At 69.1% G+C, this 16274-nt stretch carries 15 protein-coding genes; 9 read left to right on the top strand and 6 right to left on the bottom strand.

Annotated elements, in window-relative coordinates; genetic code table 11:
- Positions 1-126: 126 nt before the first annotated feature.
- Entirely contained in the window at positions 127-1179 is a 1053-nt protein-coding gene (locus ASJ79_RS20975; protein WP_067959417.1) for a M23 family metallopeptidase, read from the bottom strand.
- A gap of 251 nt (positions 1180-1430) precedes the next feature.
- Between ASJ79_RS20975 and sucC the strand changes: the two genes are divergently transcribed.
- Entirely contained in the window at positions 1431-2594 is a 1164-nt protein-coding gene (gene sucC, locus ASJ79_RS20970) for an ADP-forming succinate--CoA ligase subunit beta (protein WP_067959412.1), read from the top strand.
- A 12-nt stretch (positions 2595-2606) separates the two neighbouring features.
- Positions 2607-3509, top strand: coding sequence for a succinate--CoA ligase subunit alpha (sucD, locus tag ASJ79_RS20965; RefSeq protein ID WP_067959409.1), 903 nt, complete (start codon positions 2607-2609; stop codon positions 3507-3509).
- Positions 3510-3562: 53 nt separating this feature from the next.
- Here the strand turns inward: sucD and ASJ79_RS20960 are convergent, their stop codons facing one another.
- Entirely contained in the window at positions 3563-4672 is a 1110-nt protein-coding gene (locus ASJ79_RS20960) for a MarR family transcriptional regulator (RefSeq protein ID WP_082753967.1), read from the bottom strand.
- Positions 4669-5799, bottom strand: a complete 1131-nt coding sequence (locus tag ASJ79_RS34250; protein WP_067959406.1) for an ATP-binding protein — start codon at positions 5797-5799, stop codon at positions 4669-4671. The genes ASJ79_RS20960 and ASJ79_RS34250 overlap by 4 nt, the downstream gene beginning before the upstream one ends.
- A gap of 150 nt (positions 5800-5949) precedes the next feature.
- Between ASJ79_RS34250 and ASJ79_RS20950 the strand changes: the two genes are divergently transcribed.
- Positions 5950-7479, top strand: coding sequence for an acetyl-CoA acetyltransferase (locus tag ASJ79_RS20950; RefSeq protein ID WP_067959402.1), 1530 nt, complete (start codon positions 5950-5952; stop codon positions 7477-7479).
- Positions 7480-7517: 38 nt separating this feature from the next.
- Here ASJ79_RS20950 and ASJ79_RS20945 read toward each other — a convergent pair whose 3' ends face one another.
- Positions 7518-8366: an LLM class F420-dependent oxidoreductase gene (locus ASJ79_RS20945; protein ID WP_067959399.1), complete on the bottom strand. Its 849-nt coding sequence runs from the start codon at positions 8364-8366 to the stop codon at positions 7518-7520.
- A gap of 222 nt (positions 8367-8588) precedes the next feature.
- Here ASJ79_RS20945 and ASJ79_RS20940 point away from each other — a divergent pair, with 222 nt between their 5' ends.
- Genes ASJ79_RS20940 through ASJ79_RS20920 form a run of 5 tightly spaced genes read left to right on the top strand, consistent with a single transcriptional unit; the run spans position 8589 to position 13885 of the window.
- Entirely contained in the window at positions 8589-9440 is an 852-nt protein-coding gene (locus tag ASJ79_RS20940) for a DUF5336 domain-containing protein (RefSeq protein WP_067959396.1), read from the top strand.
- A 60-nt stretch (positions 9441-9500) separates the two neighbouring features.
- Complete coding sequence (locus tag ASJ79_RS20935) at positions 9501-10940, top strand: DUF6350 family protein (protein ID WP_067959393.1); 1440 nt, start codon at positions 9501-9503, stop codon at positions 10938-10940.
- A gap of 9 nt (positions 10941-10949) precedes the next feature.
- Positions 10950-11606: a phosphoribosylglycinamide formyltransferase gene (gene purN / locus ASJ79_RS20930; protein WP_067959390.1), complete on the top strand. Its 657-nt coding sequence runs from the start codon at positions 10950-10952 to the stop codon at positions 11604-11606.
- A complete protein-coding gene (purH, locus tag ASJ79_RS20925; protein ID WP_067959387.1) occupies positions 11603-13195 on the top strand; it encodes a bifunctional phosphoribosylaminoimidazolecarboxamide formyltransferase/IMP cyclohydrolase in 1593 nt (530 codons plus the stop codon). The genes purN and purH overlap by 4 nt, the downstream gene beginning before the upstream one ends.
- A gap of 15 nt (positions 13196-13210) precedes the next feature.
- On the top strand, positions 13211-13885 hold the full coding sequence (locus ASJ79_RS20920; protein WP_067959423.1) for a hypothetical protein: 675 nt from the start codon (positions 13211-13213) through the stop codon (positions 13883-13885).
- Between the two features lie 37 nt (positions 13886-13922).
- On the opposite strand, the gene ASJ79_RS20915 is transcribed toward ASJ79_RS20920, so the two are convergent.
- Both ASJ79_RS20915 and ASJ79_RS20910 read right to left on the bottom strand, forming a co-directional pair.
- On the bottom strand, positions 13923-14603 hold the full coding sequence (locus ASJ79_RS20915; RefSeq protein ID WP_067959384.1) for a FadR/GntR family transcriptional regulator: 681 nt from the start codon (positions 14601-14603) through the stop codon (positions 13923-13925).
- A complete protein-coding gene (locus ASJ79_RS20910) occupies positions 14600-15274 on the bottom strand; it encodes a FadR/GntR family transcriptional regulator (protein WP_067959382.1) in 675 nt (224 codons plus the stop codon). Before ASJ79_RS20910 ends, ASJ79_RS20915 begins: the two co-directional genes overlap by 4 nt.
- Positions 15275-15441: 167 nt before the next feature.
- Here ASJ79_RS20910 and ASJ79_RS20905 point away from each other — a divergent pair, with 167 nt between their 5' ends.
- The gene (locus ASJ79_RS20905; RefSeq protein ID WP_082753966.1) at positions 15442-16185 is read left to right on the top strand and encodes a transposase domain-containing protein; all 744 of its coding nucleotides are present in this window, start codon (positions 15442-15444) and stop codon (positions 16183-16185) included.
- The last annotated feature ends 89 nt before the right edge of the window (positions 16186-16274 follow it).

The following is a 16274-nucleotide window of genomic DNA, read 5'->3' as shown; positions in this document are numbered from 1 at the left end:
GCGCAGGATGCCAGTCGGCGGCTCAGAGGAGGACTCAGGGGCAGACAGGGCGGGCTGGGAGCCGGTCAGCGGAGCGCGCCGGAGGATCCGGGTCTCGTCGGAGGGATCAGAGGACTCGTCGGCCACTCAGCCAACGTAGCCGCCGGGGGTGAGCCCCCGCTTGGACAGCCAGCCGACGGGGTCGACCCGGGTGCCGCCGAGGTGCACTTCGAAGTGCAGGTGCGGACCGGTCGAGTTGCCGGTGTTGCCCATCTTGGCGATCTGGTCGCCTGCCATGACGCGCTCGCCGACGCCGACCAGCAGGGAGCTGTTGTGCCCGTACAGGGTCACGGTGCCGTCGGCGTGACGCAGCTTGACCACGTTCCCGTAGCCACCCTCGGAGCCGGCGGCGATGACGACGCCGTCGGCCGCCGCCACGACCGGCGTGCCGATCGCGTTGGCGATATCGATCCCGGCGTGCAGCACGCCCCACCGGTACCCGAAGCCGGACGTCCACACGCCCGTGGTCGGCATGGCGAACTGCGGTTTGGTGAGCCGGGCCTCCCGTTCGGCACGCTCCTGCGCGAACGCCGCGGCCTTGGTGATCTCCTCGGCGTGGACGGCGGAGTTCGCCGCCGGAGCGACCGACACGATCTGCATGCCGTCGACGGATCCGGTGATCGCGCCGCCGTCGGCCAGGGCGGGCTGGTCGGCGGCGAGGATCGTGTCGGCCGGAGCCTTCGACGTCCCATTGGTCATCGTGTATGCGCCGGCCGCGGTGGCGCCGACGGCCATCGCGGCCACGACGAGCCGGCCCCGGACCGGCACCTCGGCCTTGCGGTGCTGGCCGGTGCGGCCACGCATGTCGATGATGTCGGTCTTTGCTGTGCCGTCGCTCACGTCGGTGTGGCTGTCGCGGTAGGCATGTGCGGACGGCCGACGATCGGCGCGCGGCGCGGAACGGAACTCGTCCGGTACGGCCAGGTCCAGCGGAGACTCGTCCTCGGTGTCGTTGAGGTCGTCGAGCTCGGGGGCGTGGATCACCTGTGTGTCGCGGTCAAATGCCGCGTGCGACAAGAACTCTAGATCCGCCAGATCGCCGAGCTCTCCGAACTCGTTGAACGGGATGATGTCGGTGACTTCGGTGGGACCAGGCGCCGCGAGGACCTCGGAAGAGCGAGGCGGACGATGCTGAGGCAACCTGAAAAGTCCTTGTCGTCGTGATCAGACCGTTATCTGGACTAGTGGACGTTAACCAAATTCCAATGAGAGTGGCAACTCAAGCGTCTATTCCGTCGCTATTTGTGATTTGAATCACTTCGGCGGCCGCGGTGAGATCGACCACATGAACGGTAGGCGGTGGCAATGAGCAGCACGCGGGTCGATACAGTTCCCCCGAGCCCGTCGGGCCTACCTCTAGCCGCTCACAGACAGGGAAGTTCTCAGAGTCCATGGACCTCTTCGAGTACCAGGCGAAAGAGCTGTTCGCCAAGCACAACGTTCCCACCACCCCCGGCCGGGTGACCGAATCCGCCGAGGACGCCAAAGCGATCGCCGAGGAAATCGGCAAGCCCGTGATGGTCAAGGCACAGGTCAAGGTCGGTGGCCGCGGGAAGGCCGGTGGCGTGAAGTACGCGGCGACCGCCGACGACGCCTTCACCCACGCGCAGAACATCCTGGGTCTGGACATCAAGGGCCATGTGGTCAAGAAATTGCTGGTCGCCGAGGCCAGCGACATCGCCGAGGAGTACTACATCTCCTTCCTGCTCGACCGCGCCAACCGCACCTACCTGGCCATGTGCTCGGTCGAGGGCGGCATGGAGATCGAAGAGGTCGCGGCCACCAAGCCGGAGCGGCTGGCCAAGGTGCCCGTCGACGCGGTCAAGGGTGTCGACGAGGCCTTCGCCCGCGAGATCGCCGAGAAGGGTCACCTGCCCGCCGAGGTGCTCGACGCGGCTGCGGTCACCATCGCCAAGCTGTGGGAGGTCTTCGTCAAGGAGGACGCCACGCTGGTCGAGGTGAACCCGCTGGTGCGCACTCCTGACGATCAGATCCTGGCGCTGGACGGCAAGGTCACCCTCGACGCCAACGCCGACTTCCGGCAGCCGGGGCACGCCGAGTTCGAGGACAAGGACGCCACCGATCCGCTCGAGCTCAAGGCCAAGGAGAACGACCTCAACTACGTCAAGCTCGACGGCGCGGTCGGCATCATCGGCAACGGGGCCGGGCTGGTGATGTCGACGCTGGACGTCGTCGCCTACGCCGGCGAGAAGCACGGCGGCGTGAAGCCGGCCAACTTCCTCGACATCGGTGGCGGTGCGTCGGCCGAGGTGATGGCCGCGGGGCTCGATGTGATCCTCAACGACTCTCAGGTCAAGAGCGTGTTCGTCAACGTGTTCGGTGGCATCACCGCCTGCGACGCGGTGGCCAACGGCATCGTCAAGGCGCTGCAGATCCTCGGCGACGAGGCCAACAAGCCGCTCGTGGTGCGTCTCGACGGCAACAACGTCGAAGAGGGCCGCCGCATCCTGTCCGAGGCCAACCACCCGCTGGTCATCCAGGCCGACACCATGGACTCCGGCGCCGACAAGGCTGCCGAGCTGGCGAACAAGTAAGGGACACTTCACATGTCGATCTTTTTGAACAAGGACTCCAAGGTCATCGTCCAGGGCATCACCGGCGGCGAGGGCACCAAGCACACCAAGCTGATGCTCAAGGCCGGCACGCAGATCGTGGGCGGGGTGAACGCGCGCAAGGCGGGCACGACCGTCACCCACCAAGATAAGAACGGTCAAGACGTCAATTTGCCGGTGTTCGCCTCGGTCGCCGAGGCGATGAAGGAGACCGGCGCCGACACCTCGATCGCGTTCGTGCCGCCGGCGTTCTCGAAGGACGCGATCATCGAGGCCATCGACGCCGAGATCCCGCTGCTGGTCGTCATCACCGAGGGCATCCCGGTGCAGGACACCGCCTACGCGTGGGCCTATAACGTCGAGAAGGGTCAGAAGACCCGCATCATCGGCCCCAACTGCCCGGGCATCATCACCCCCGGCGAGTCGCTGGTCGGCATCACCCCGAACAACATCACCGGCAAGGGCCCGATCGGCCTGGTGTCGAAGTCGGGCACGCTGACCTACCAGATGATGTACGAGCTGCGCGATCTCGGCTTCTCCACCGCCATCGGTATCGGCGGTGACCCGGTCATCGGCACCACCCACATCGACGCCATCGAGGCGTTCGAGAAGGATCCGGAGACCAAGATCATCGTGATGATCGGTGAGATCGGCGGTGACGCCGAGGAGCGCGCGGCCGATTACATCAAGGCCAACGTCAGCAAGCCGGTCGTCGGCTACGTCGCGGGTTTCACCGCCCCGGAGGGCAAGACCATGGGCCACGCCGGCGCCATCGTGTCCGGCTCGTCGGGCACCGCGGCCGCCAAGAAGGAAGCCCTCGAGGCCGCGGGGGTGAAGGTGGGCAAGACCCCGTCGGAGACCGCCACGCTGGCCCGCGAGATCCTCGAAAGCCTGTAGCGGCACGCTTTTTCGCCGAGACTGCGGTCAGATCGCGAATCCTCGCCTCGGATTCACGGTCTGGCCGCAGTTTCGCGTTCGCGGTACTGCAGGTAGCTGCGCAGCAGCGGATCGGTGAGGTCGTACCAGGAGGTGCGGCGATCGCCCCCGGCCTTCGACGAGGTCACCCAACCGCCGGCGGCCAGCCGTCCGAGCGCCGCCGACGCGGACTGATTCGACGCCCCCACCCGGTGGGCCAGTTCGGAGACCGAGCGCGGCTGCGAGCCCCGGGCCAGCTCGACGACCAGGCGCTGCTCGCCCGGCGGTAACTGCCAGAGCTGATGCTGATAGTGCGGGGCCAGCCGATCCAGCACCGCGTCGACCGCCGGCGTCAACGCCCGCAGTGTGGCCTCGTCGGCGCACTCGGCCAGCAGGTGCCACATCCGTGGTGTCCCGCCGATGATCCGGTGTACGTCCGCAACCCGGGCCCGGCCGTCGACCGACCCGACGTACGTCTCCAAGCCGGCGTCGCCGCGCCGTCGTGCCTCCCCGCGCAGCAGGTCGGCCGCGTCCGCGACGGTCAGCTCGGACAGCGTCTCGATGATGAACGACCCGTACCACGGGAATTCGCGAGAGGAGACGCCGGGAAACAGTGCCGGTGAGGTCGCCAGAACCATGATCACCGTGGACGTTTCGACCCACGCCCGCAGGCTGCCCTGCCCCGTCGGGCCGATGGCGTCGAAGACGCGGTCCAGATTCTCGACCGCGAGCAGGATCATCCGGCCCGCGGCGGCCCCGACGATCAAGGCCTCGATGCCCACCGGATCCCGGGCGTTGCGCAATACCCTGGCCTCCCCGCCGATCTCGGGACCGATCGCGCGCGCCATCTCGACCAGGAGGTCCGGATAGGATCCGATCGCCAGCGAGTCCTCGGAAACCATCACCGGCAGAACATGTTCCGCGGTGGCGGCATCGGACAGCGCGCGGTGCACGGCCACCCGCACGGTGTGCGTCTTGCCGGCGCCGCGTGGTGCCACCAGCAGCGTGTGGGGCCGGGAGCCGTCGCGTGCGGCGGCCGCGATGCGCGCGGTCAACGTGTCCAGCAGATCGGTGCGTCCCACCGTCGACGCATCCAGCTCGGCGGCGTCGACCGCCGACGGGGTGAAGAGCGGCGACCGGCTCACCGCCGCATCGCCTTCCAGGCCCGCTGCAGCAGCGGGGAGGAGAACGCGTCGGCATCGCCGGTGCGGACCAGGTAGTGGTCGAGCGTGAGCCGCTCGATGACCGAGACCAGGTGCGCGCGGTCGGTGATCGGATTGCCCTCGCTGCGCAACCGCATCAACACGGTGTCCACGGCGAGCGGACCTGCGGCGTGGGCGTAGACGTCGAGCAGCCCCGCGATGGCCGGCGCGTCGGCACCGTAGTAGTGCGGCAGGCGGTCCCGGTAGTGCCGCAGATCCCACGGATCGTAGGGGCTTTCGATCGCATCGAGGACGAGAAGGTCGACCAGCTCGGGATACGGGGCCACCTGGGTGTCGAGCCAGGACTTCCGCGCCGCGGCCACCAGGTGCTGGATGTAGTAGGGCACGTTCTCGGCGGCGGCGGCGATGGCCGCGGCGACCCGGTGCCGGTCGGTCGTCGGGATACCGCTGCCCAGCAGCAGGCATTCGGCCAGATATGTCGCGTGGTCGGATCGGATGGGCCCGACTGCGATCTTCGGGATGTCGTTGACGGTGCTCGGCGCGTCGGCGGACACGTGATGGAAGCCGATCGAGCCCGAGAGCACAGTCGCGACCTTTCCGGGGTTCTCCTGACGGACCCGGCGAAGCAGGTGCAGGAACGTGTCGCCGGAACCGGCGGCGGCGCGTTCCAGATTGCGCGCCAGCACGCTGACCTCGTCGATGAACAGGGCCAGGATGCGTCCACCGGCCCTGCGGATCGCGCGGCCGAGAAGATCGTCGAGGGTCGCCGCGGCGCGGCTGTCGCGTTCCAGCCGGACCGGTCCGGCGGTCAGCGTGAGCCGGATCCGGGCGAGCTCCTGCGCCCAGGCGGGGTCGAGGCGGGCCAGCTCGGAGATCAGCGCGGCGACGAACTCGGCGTAGGTCTCGCGTTCGGCGCTGACGGACACGACCACGGCGCCGCTGTCGGCCGCCATCCGCTGCACGAGACGCGCCAGCGAGGTCTTGCCGTGTCTGCGGTCACCCACCAGCACGGCGCCGGACCGGGGCAGCGTGGCGAGAACTTCGTTCGACTCGCGCACCCGGCCGACCACGTCCTCGACGGGGACGACGCCGCCGACGACGAGGGACATGGGTCTGGGCTCCCAGTTCACCCCGCAATTGTACGTCGAGAAAGATGTACGTCGTGTTTGTCGTACGTCAATTGATGTGTACATGACCCGGGTCAGCGCGCTCTGCAACGTGTTCTATTAGCCTCGCGAAGTAACCGAGAGGACGGGCGAATGGCAGTTGATCCACGCACACCGGTGATCGTCGGCGTAGGACAGTTCACCGAACGCATCGACGACCCGGGCTACCGCGGGATGTCGGCCGTCGAGTTGGCCGCCGCGGCGGTGCGGGCAGCGCTCACCGATACCGGTGTCGACGCGGGTGAGGTCGCCGCCGCGGTCGACACGGTGTTCGGGCTGCGCCAGTTCGAGATCTCCGGTCCGATGCCCGCCGCGCTGGGTAAGTCGAACAACTATCCCCGCTCGGTGATGAACAGGGTCGGCGGTGACCCGGCCCGTGTGGTGCTCGAGCCCGTCGGCGGGCAGGGCCCGCAGAAGCTCGTCGCCGAGGCCGGGAACCTGATCGTCGCCGGCGACGCCGACGTGGTGATGATCATGGGATCGGAGCCCGGATCGACGGCCAAGTACTTCGCGCACCGTGACGACAAACCGGACTTCACCGAGCACGTCGACGGGCACCTGGAGGACCGCGGGCACCAGATCTTCAACTACATCGACGAATACACCGTCCAGCACGGCCTGACCGGCGCCCCGGTGCAGTACGGGCTGTTGGACAACGCGCGGCGTGCGCGCCAAGGGCTGGGCGTCGGAGAGTACCGCCGGCAGATGGCCGAACTCTTCGCCCCGATGTCCAAAGTCGCTGCCAAGAACACTTTCTCGTCGTCCCCGGTGGAACGCTCGGTGGACGAGATCGCGACGGTGACCGACGAGAACCGGATGATCTGCGACCCGTACCCGCGGTTGCTCGTCGCTCGCGACACCGTCAACCAGGGTGCGGCCGCGGTGCTGACGTCGGTCGAGGCGGCGCGCAGACTCGGTGTGCCCGAAGAGAAATGGGTGTATCTGCACGGCCACTCCGATCTCGTCGAGCAGCCGCTGCTGGACCGGATGGACCTCGGCGCCAGCCCGGCGGCTGTGCACGCGGCGCACGAAGCCCTCAGGGTCGCCGGCCTCGGCGTCGGCGACATCGCCACGTTCGATCTGTACAGCTGCTTCCCGTTCCCGGTGTTCGTGATGTGCGAGGCGCTCGGACTGTCGGGCGACGACCCGCGCGGCCTGACCCTGACCGGGGGACTGCCGTACTTCGGCGGGCCGGGCAACAGTTACTCGTTGCACGGCATCGCCGAGACGGTCATCCAGATGCGGGACCACCCCGGGCGGTTCGGTTTCGTCGGCGCCAACGGCGGGATCATGAGCAAGTACTCCGTCGGGATCTACTCGACCGAGCCGGCGGAGTGGCGCACGTCGCGCAGCGTCGAACTGAGCGCCGAGGTGGCCGCGCGGCCCAGAGTCGCGGTGACGCGGTCACCGGAGGGTGCGGGCACGATCGAGACGTACTCGGTGCGCCATGACTGGCCGGTGCGCACCGGCATCATCATCGGACGCCTGGACAGCGACGGCTCCCGGTTCATGGCGACCAGCGAAGACGTCGACCTGGTGTCGCTGATGACCGACGGTGACCCGCTGGGCGCGAGAATCCTTGTCACACCGACGGGCAACGGCAACCGCGCGATTGCCGGCTAGAACACCGTCGTCGCGGTTCGGGTGATCACGAACACCGATTACGCGAGCGCACCGAGCTTTCCGGCCAGCCGCTCGACGTAGGCGGCGACCTCGGTTTCGGACTTGTCGGGCAGGCCGAACAGCACCTCGGTGACCCCGAGCTCGCGCCAGTGCGCCAGCTTCTCCGGGTCCGGTTTGAAATCCAGTGCGACGATCTGCGGCGCGCCGTCGCGTCCGGCCGCCGCCCAGGTGTCCTGCAGCAGTTTGACCGGTTCGTCGATGGTGAAGTCGCGCGGTGTGGTGATCCAGCCGTCGGCGGACCGCGCGATCCACTTGAAGTTCTTCTCGGTGCCTGCGGCGCCGACCAGGACCGGAATGTGGGCCTGCACGGGCTTGGGCCACGCCCAGGACGGACCGAACTTCACGAATTCGCCGTCGTACTCGGCCTCCTCCTGGGTCCACAGGGCGCGCATGGCTTCCAGGTACTCGCGCAGCATCGTGCGCCGGCGCCCGGGCGGGACGTTGTGGTCGGCCAGCTCGTCGGTGTTCCAGCCGAAACCGACGCCGAGGGACACGCGGCCGCCGGACAGATGATCGAGGGTGGCGATGGACTTGGCCAGCGTGATCGGGTCGTGCTCGACCGGCAGCGCCACCGCGGTGGACAGCCGGACCCGCGACGTGACCGCCGCGGCGGTACCCAGCGAGACCCACGGATCGAGGGTGCGCATATAGCGGTCGTCGGGCAGCGACTCGTCGCCGGTGGTGGGATGAGCGGCCTGGCGCTTGATCGGGATATGGGTGTGCTCGGGCACGTAGAACGTCTCGAAACCGTGCTCGTCGGCCAGTTTGGCGGCAGCCGCCGGAGAGATCCCGCGGTCCGAGGTGAACAGCACCAACCCATAGTTCATGGCGAGAATTAGAACGTGTTCCAATCTGTGGCCGCAAGGGGGTACCTGTACGGGGGCCCGATCGCACCCGGGGCCCGGGGCGCCGCCCCGGCGTGGTGACGGGCCGAGCCCGGGGTGCGCTAGCGTGGTTTATCGAATCGCTCAGGCGGATTGATCGACGTCGACTGTCGGCCTCCACGGCGGCACCGTCGGTTCCGATGCCCGCACAGCACAGGAGAGGTCATGTCGTACCCACAAGGCGCGCCCGGAGGCCCCGGATTTCCGGGGCAGCAGCCGACCACCCAGTTCAGCGCGCCGACGCAGCAGTTCGGCAGAGTTTCCGACGTCGAGCCGGCCGCCGAGGGGCCGAGCAGGCTGCCCGCCTACCTCAGCGCCGCCGTCGCCGCCCTCGGCCTGCTGGTGTACCTGTCGAGCTTCGGCCCGCAGTTCAGCGTCTCGTCGTCCGACTTCCCGGCGCTCGGTGAGCTGACCGGCAGCTCGTTCGGCATCGCGTTCGCGGTCATCTCCGCGGTCGTGGCGGGTCTGCTCGCCGGGGTCGGGCTGCTTCCGAGGCAGCGCAGCTTCATCGCGATCGCCGCCGTCACCGCGGTGCTGGCCTTCCTGCTCGTCCTGGCCGAGGTCATCAACAAGCCCCGGGAGGCGGCGATCGACTGGGGCCTGTACCTGGTCATCGCGTTCACGCTGCTCCAGGCCGCCGTCGCCGTCGTGGCGCTGCTGTTCGACTCCGGCATCATCACCCCGCCGGTGCCGCGGCCCAAGTACGAGCAGCAGCAGCAGTCCTACGGGCAGTACCCCGGCTACTACGGTCAGCAGGGTCCGCACGGCGGCCCGGGTCAGCTCCAGCAAGGCCCGCAGCAGCAGCGCCCGGGATACCCGTCGCAGTACGGCGGCAGCGGTTACCCGGGCAGCGGCGGTTTCCCCGCGTCGTCCCCGTCCGGGCAGTCGGGGCCGCCGACCCCGCCGACGGGTTTCCCCACCTACGGGCAGCCGCCGGCCGGCAACACGCCGAGCAGCCAGGCGCCCACGCCACACCAGCCGCCGTCATCCTCGCAGTCGGGTCAGTCGTCGTCGTAATCTGAGCCGCGCGTGCGCGAACGTCGCGCGCCCGAGCGTCTGCGAGGAGCGGCCCAACCCGTGAGCACCCGGCCAGTCGGCACACGCCAGGCGCGTGACCTGCTGCGGGTCGCGTTCGGACCGTCGCTGGTCGCGTTGCTGATCATCGCCGCGGTGGTACTACTGCAGCTGGTCATCGCCAACAGCGACATGACAGGCACTCTCGGCGCTATCGCCAGCATGTGGCTGGGTGTGCACCAGGTGCCGGTGTCCATCGGCGGCAGTGCCCTCGGGGTGATGCCGCTGCTGCCGGTCCTGGTGATGATCTACGGCACCGCGCGTACCACCGCGGCCGCGACCGGCACGTCGTGGTTCGTCACCCGTTGGGCGGTGGCGTCGGCGCTGGGTGGTCCGGTGCTCATCGCCGCGATCTGCCTGGCGGTCATCCACGACGCCGCCTCGGTGCTCACCGAGCTGCAGACCCCCGACGCGTTGTACGCGTTCGGCTCGGTGTTCGCCGTCCATGCCATCGGCGCGGTACTCGGTGTCGGCTCCCGGGTCGGCGGCCCGTTACTGGCGTCGTCGCCGCTGCCGAACTGGCTGCCCGAGGCGTTCCGGGCCGCCGCGGCCGGTGTGCTCGCGCTGATGGGACTGTCCGGGGCCGTCGTCGCCGGATCGCTGATCGTGCACTGGTCGACGATGCACGATCTGTTCTCCATCACCGACTCGATGTTCGGCCAGCTCAGCCTGATGGTGCTGTCGGTGCTCTACCTGCCCAACGTGATGGTCGGGGCCTCGGCGGTGGCGGTCGGGTCGAGTGCCCACATCGGTCTTGCCACGTTCAGCTCGTTCACCGTGTTCGGCGGGGACATCCCCGCACTGCCGGTGCTCGCAGCGGTACCGACCCCGCCACTGGGACCGGTGTGGGTGGCCCTGATGATCGTCGCGGCGGTGTCCGCGGTCGCGCTGGGTCAGCAGTGCGCGCGGCGCCCGCTTCCCCTGGGGCCGGCGTTGGCGAAGGTGGCCGTCGCGGCCCTGGCCGCGGCGGCGACCATGGCGTTACTCGCCTACGCCGGCGGCGGACCGCTGGGGAACTTCGGTGACGTCGGCGTCGACCAGAGCACGTTCGCGCCAGCGGTGTTCCTGTGGATGCTCGGGATCGGAGCACTGACGGCCGTGATGTCGGGTGGGGTGACCCCACGCGTCCGCAGGCCCAAGCCGGTGTCCGCGCCCGCGGTCGACGACCCTGACCTGCCGACCGGCGAGGGTGAGGACCCGGAGCCGCGGACCGAGGAGATCGTCGCCGACGACTCCGCCGGCACCGACAGCGAGTCCGGTGGTCCGCCTCCTGAGGACCTCGACCCTGAGGACCTTGACCCGGAGGAGCACTTCGTCGTAGACGAACAAAGTGGCCGGAGCGTCGTAGACGAACAAAGTGGCCGGAGCGTCGTAGACGAACAAAGTGGCCGGAGCGTCGTGGACGAAGACAGCCGTGGTGAGCGCGGACGACGCGACCACTAGGCTTTCAGCGTGCAACCCGAGGCCGGCGGACGTGAGCAGCAGCTCGGCGTCCGTGTGCCCCCGAGCGCACCGGCGCGGCTGGTGGTGCTCGCCTCGGGCGCCGGCTCGCTGCTGGCGTCGCTGCTGAAATCGGCTGTCGGTGACTACCCGGCCCGGGTGGTCGCGGTCGGCGCCGACCGGGTCTGTGCCGCTCTCGACATCGCGGCCGAGGCTTCGATCCCGACCTTCACCGTCCCGCCGGCCCGGTACCCGGACCGCGCGGCATGGGACGCCGCGCTGGCCGCCGCAACGGCTGAGCACCGCCCCGACGTGGTGGTGTCGGCCGGGTTCATGAGAATCCTTGGACCGGAGTTCCTTTCGGCCTTCCCCGGGCGCGTGCTCAACACCCATCCGGCGTTGCTGCCCGCGTTTCCCGGTCCGCACGCGGTGCGTGACGCGCTGGCCTACGGGGTCCGGGTCACGGGGTGCACGGTTCATCTGGTGGACGATGGGATCGACACGGGGCCGATCATCGCGCAGCAGGCGGTGGCGGTGCTCGACGGCGACGACGAATCCACGCTGCACGAACGGATCAAGGTGACCGAACGACAACTGCTGGTGGATGTGGTGGCGGCGGTGGCAACCCGCGGCATGACATGGACAGGACGAAAGGCGACCCTAGGATGAGCGACAACGAGGACCTGTTCCGGCGACCGATCCGCCGGGCGCTGATCAGCGTGTACGACAAGACCGGTCTCGTTCCGCTCGCGCAGGGACTGCACGCCGCCGGCGTCGACATCGTGTCGACCGGCTCGACCGCGAAAACGATTGCCGCCGCCGGTGTTCCGGTTACTCCGGTGGAGGACGTCACCGGTTTCCCCGAGGTGCTCGACGGGCGCGTGAAGACCTTGCACCCGCACGTGCACGCCGGGCTGCTCGCCGATCAGCGCAAACCCGAGCACGTGTCGGCGCTCGAACAGCTCGGTGTCGCGGCTTTCGAGCTTGTGGTGGTGAACCTGTATCCGTTCACCCAGACCGTCGCCTCCGGGGCCGGCGTCGACGAGTGCGTCGAGCAGATCGACATCGGTGGACCGTCGATGGTGCGTGCCGCCGCCAAGAACCATCCCAGTGTCGCCGTGGTCGTCGACCCGCTCGGGTACGACGGTGTGCTGGTGGCCGTGCGGGCCGGCGGCTTCACCTTCGCCGAGCGGAAGAAGTTGGCGTCGTTGGCTTTCCGGCATACCGCCGAGTACGACGTCGCGGTCGCGTCCTGGATGGGGTCGGTGCTGGCCCCCGAGGGCGACGCCGAGGACGCGGCGTCGGCAGCGCTGCCGCCCTGGCTCGGTTCGACGTTCCGGCGGGCCGCCGTGCTGCGCTACGGCGAGAACCCGCATCAGCAGGCCGCGCTGTACCGCGACGACGCTGGGTGGCCGGGGCTGGCACAGGCCGAACAGCTGCACGGCAAGGAGATGTCCTACAACAACTACACCGATGCCGATGCGGCTTGGCGCGCCGCGTTCGACCACGAGGACACGTGTGTCGCGATCATCAAGCACGCCAACCCGTGTGGCATCGCCGTGTCGTCGGTCTCGGTGGCCGACGCGCACCGCAAGGCACACGAGTGTGACCCGCTGTCGGCGTTCGGCGGCGTGATCGCGGCCAACACCGAGGTCACCGTCGAAATGGCGGAGACCGTCGCAGGCATCTTCACCGAGGTGATCATCGCCCCGGCCTACGAACCGGGCGCCGTCGAGGTGCTGTCGGCCAAGAAGAACATCCGCGTCCTCGTCGCCTCCGAACCACAGCCGGGCGGCGCCGAGTTCCGTCAGGTCAGCGGTGGGCTGTTGCTGCAGCAGCGCGACGCCCTCGATGCCGCCGGTGACGACCCGAACAACTGGACGCTGGCCACCGGCTCGCCCGCCGACCCCGGCACGCTGGCCGATCTGGTGTTCGCCTGGCGCAGCTGTCGCGCGGTCAAGTCGAACGCCATCGTGCTGGCCAAGGACGGTGCGACCGTCGGCGTCGGTATGGGTCAGGTCAACCGGGTCGACGCCGCCCGGCTGGCCGTCGAGCGCGCCGGCGACCGCACCCGCGGCGCGGTCGGTGCCTCGGATGCGTTCTTCCCGTTCCCGGACGGACTCGAGACGCTGATCAAGGCCGGGGTCAAGGCGGTCGTGCACCCCGGTGGTTCGGTACGCGACGACGAGGTGACCGCCGCGGCCGAAGCGGCTGGGATCACGCTCTACCTCACCGGGGCAAGGCATTTCGCGCACTGAGGAGGTGACCGGGTGATGTTTTCGCGAACACGGCGGCGCGGCGTGGTGGCCGCCATCGTGGTGATCGGCGCGGTGCTGGTGCCGTCGTGTACCCGGGTGGTCGACGACGCGCGGGCGGTCGCCGTTGAACCGGGCACGCCGTTCGGTTCGTACGCGTCGGCGGACGCGTGCACGCCGGTGGACGGCAAGCTCGCCGATGTCCCGCCGCCGCGTGGGCCCGCATCCGACATCGAACCGGTGCTCCGCATTCCGCAGCCGGACGGCTGGAAGCGCATCACCGCGCTGGACTCGCCGATGATCCGGTTCGTCATGCGCAACGACGACCTCGCCGACGGCGGGATCGCACCGACGGCGGTGGTGACGCTGGAGTCGCACCGCGGCGCGATTTCACCGCACGAGTTCTTCGACGATCAACGGCGACAGGTGTCCCAACTCGGTGTCACCGATCTGACGTTGACCGACACCACGCTGTGCGGACTGCCCGCGGTGCGTGGGCATTATCTGTCGCCGCTGCTGCCCGGCCTCACCCCGCGCCGGGCCGACCTGCTCAGCGCCGTCATGGTCAGTGACGGGGTGACCTACGGCGTGGCCGTCACGGTGCAGAGCGCTGATGAGCAGGACCCGGAGTACCGGCGTGACGCCGATGAGATCCTCGGCGGTTTCCAGATGCTGCCCCCCGGCAGTCGCTGATCACCGCTGCGGCAACGGTTTCGGCCGCCGAGGCCGGTCAGGGCAGCACGTCGAGCAGCTGCCTGCGCACGGTCTGCAGGTGGTGGTGCATCGCGTCCCGGCTGCGGGCGGCGTCACGGTCGAAGATCGCCTCGGCGATCTCGCGGTGCTCGCGCTGGCACACCGCGTAGTTCTGTGCGGTGTACGGGCGGTTGTCCAGTGCGCTGCCGGCGAGCCGGCGCCTGCCAGATTCGACCATGTCGTTCAACGCGGCCACCACGGAGTTGTGCGCGGCCAGTGCCAGCGCACGGTGAAAGGCGATGTCCCACTCCGCGAATTCGGCGGGAGTCTGCGCGGCCTCACCCTGTTCCAGGCAGCGCCGGATCTCGACGAAGTCCTCGGCGGTGGCGGCGACGGCCACCAACGTCATCAGGTTGGGCTCCCATGCGGCGCGGGCGTCGATCAGATCCAGCGGGCTGATCTTGACCGGTGCCGTCACCGGGCCGGGGGAGACCGCGCCGTCATGGGTCAAGAAGGTGCCGCGGCCCACTTCGCGGGTGATCCGTCCCTGGTTCTCCAGCACGTCGAGTTGCCGGCGCACGTCGTGGCGGCTGCACCCGAGCAGTTCGGCCAGCGCCCGCTCGGTCGGCACCCGGCCGCCGGGTTCCAGTGCGCCGGCGAGTATCTGGTCGTCCAGGTACCGGGCGACCGACGTGATCTCTGCGCCCGTCTGCGTCATCGCCCGGACACCACCGAACGCACGAAGCGCAGATGTTCGGTCATCGCGGTAGCGGCCCGGCGCCGGTCCCGCTGGATCAGGGCCTCGACGATCTCCTGGTGTTCGCGTTCGATGGTGGCCCGGTTCTGCGGCGTGTAGCCGTCGCGTTTGAGCCGTCCCCACACCGGGTTGTTGCGGGTGGAGTTCAGCACGTCCACCATCGCCACGATCTGCGGGTTGTGCGTGGCCACGGCGAAGGCGTGGTGCAGGGTGACGTCCCACTGCTCGAAGGACTCGTAATCGGTGGCCGCCTCGCCCTGCGCGAGGCAGCGGCGCAGCTCGGCGAAGTCCTCCTCGGTGGCGGCGAGTGCGGCCAGCGAGACCACTTCGGGTTCGAACACCAACGACGCGGTCATGATCGCCGCCGGTGCGAACGACGTGCCGAAGCCCGAGGACGGCCTGTCGCCGTCGGGAACGAGGAAGGTTCCGCGTCCGACCTCGCGGACGACCCGCCCTTCCCGCTCGAGCTGTGCCATCACACGGCGCACCTGGGCACGCGAGCAGCCGAACCGCTCGGCGATGTGCCGCTCTGCCGGCAACCGGCCGTCCCGCGGCAGATCGGCGGTGATGACCCACTCGTCGATGAGGCGACGGATGTCGCGGTCGACGAGCGGTGTGGACCCGGCACTCATCGGTTCCCCCCTTTCGCGTGGCGAGTGTTCCCACTGTAACCAATGTGACCAGATTGGGCGTCCAGAGTGATGGATTCGACATAACTCGACCAATGTTCGTGATTGGTCTGGGTAACGCGTACGTAAACTCTGCGCGGGAGGACTCAATCTCGTGTTGATTTAAGGCGGTGTCGACGGTGTTCAGCGCACTCAATCGGTTGGCCCTGTGCGCACTAGTGGGCGCCGTGCCGGTCACCGTGATCGACGAGGTGCTACGGACGGCCGGCGTGGCGGCCGAACGGGTGCGCACCCTGCCACCGTGGGTCACCACCTACCACGTGCTGGGGTCGGCGCTGTCCCCGCTCGCCGGCTACGACGACGTCACCGATCTGTTGTGGGCGACCCTGCCGGCCGCCACCGGTCGGGGGCTCTCGCGCCAGCGTCCGACCAGGGGTGCGGTCACCAGGGCCCGGTCGCGCCTGGGCACCCACCCGCTGGCGCTGCTGTTGCGCGCGACCGTGCGCGCGGCGTCGGCGGGTAGCCCGCCCACCGCAGTCCACCTGCATAGATTCGGTTCACCGGGCATGCCGGGGCTGTGGTGGATCGCCGATCCGGACACCGGCGGCCTGCGCGGTTGTGACGCCGGCGGGACCGGTCTGGACACCGCCGTGGCGCTGGTGCGCAGTGCTCCCGGGGTGGCGCACGTGACGGTGGGTCTGCCCGCGCAGGAGAGCGCCGCGCTGCAACAGCGACTGGGTCCCGACGTGCTGGTCGTCTCCGGGGCGCTGCCCGCGGTTGACGAGGCGCTGTGGAGCGGCCTGCGGGCCCGCACCCGGGTGGCGTGGGAGCAGGAGGCGCTGGCGCGTGCGTGCGTCAGCGTGGCGCTGGAGAAGGCGTTGACGCTCGCCCGCGAGGCGGGGACCCGCCGCTGACCGCTTTGTTACTAAGTCAACAGATGGGTGCGTTGGCGGTGCGGCAGTTTGCGTGATTGTGTTCCCGGCACAGCCCAACTCTTCTAGCC

This window comes from Mycobacterium sp. NAZ190054 (genome assembly GCF_001545925.1).
Taxonomy (GTDB): Bacteria; Actinomycetota; Actinomycetes; order Mycobacteriales; family Mycobacteriaceae; genus Mycobacterium.
Note: the sequence above shows the minus strand (reverse complement) of the source record. Positions and strands in the feature narration are given on the sequence as shown.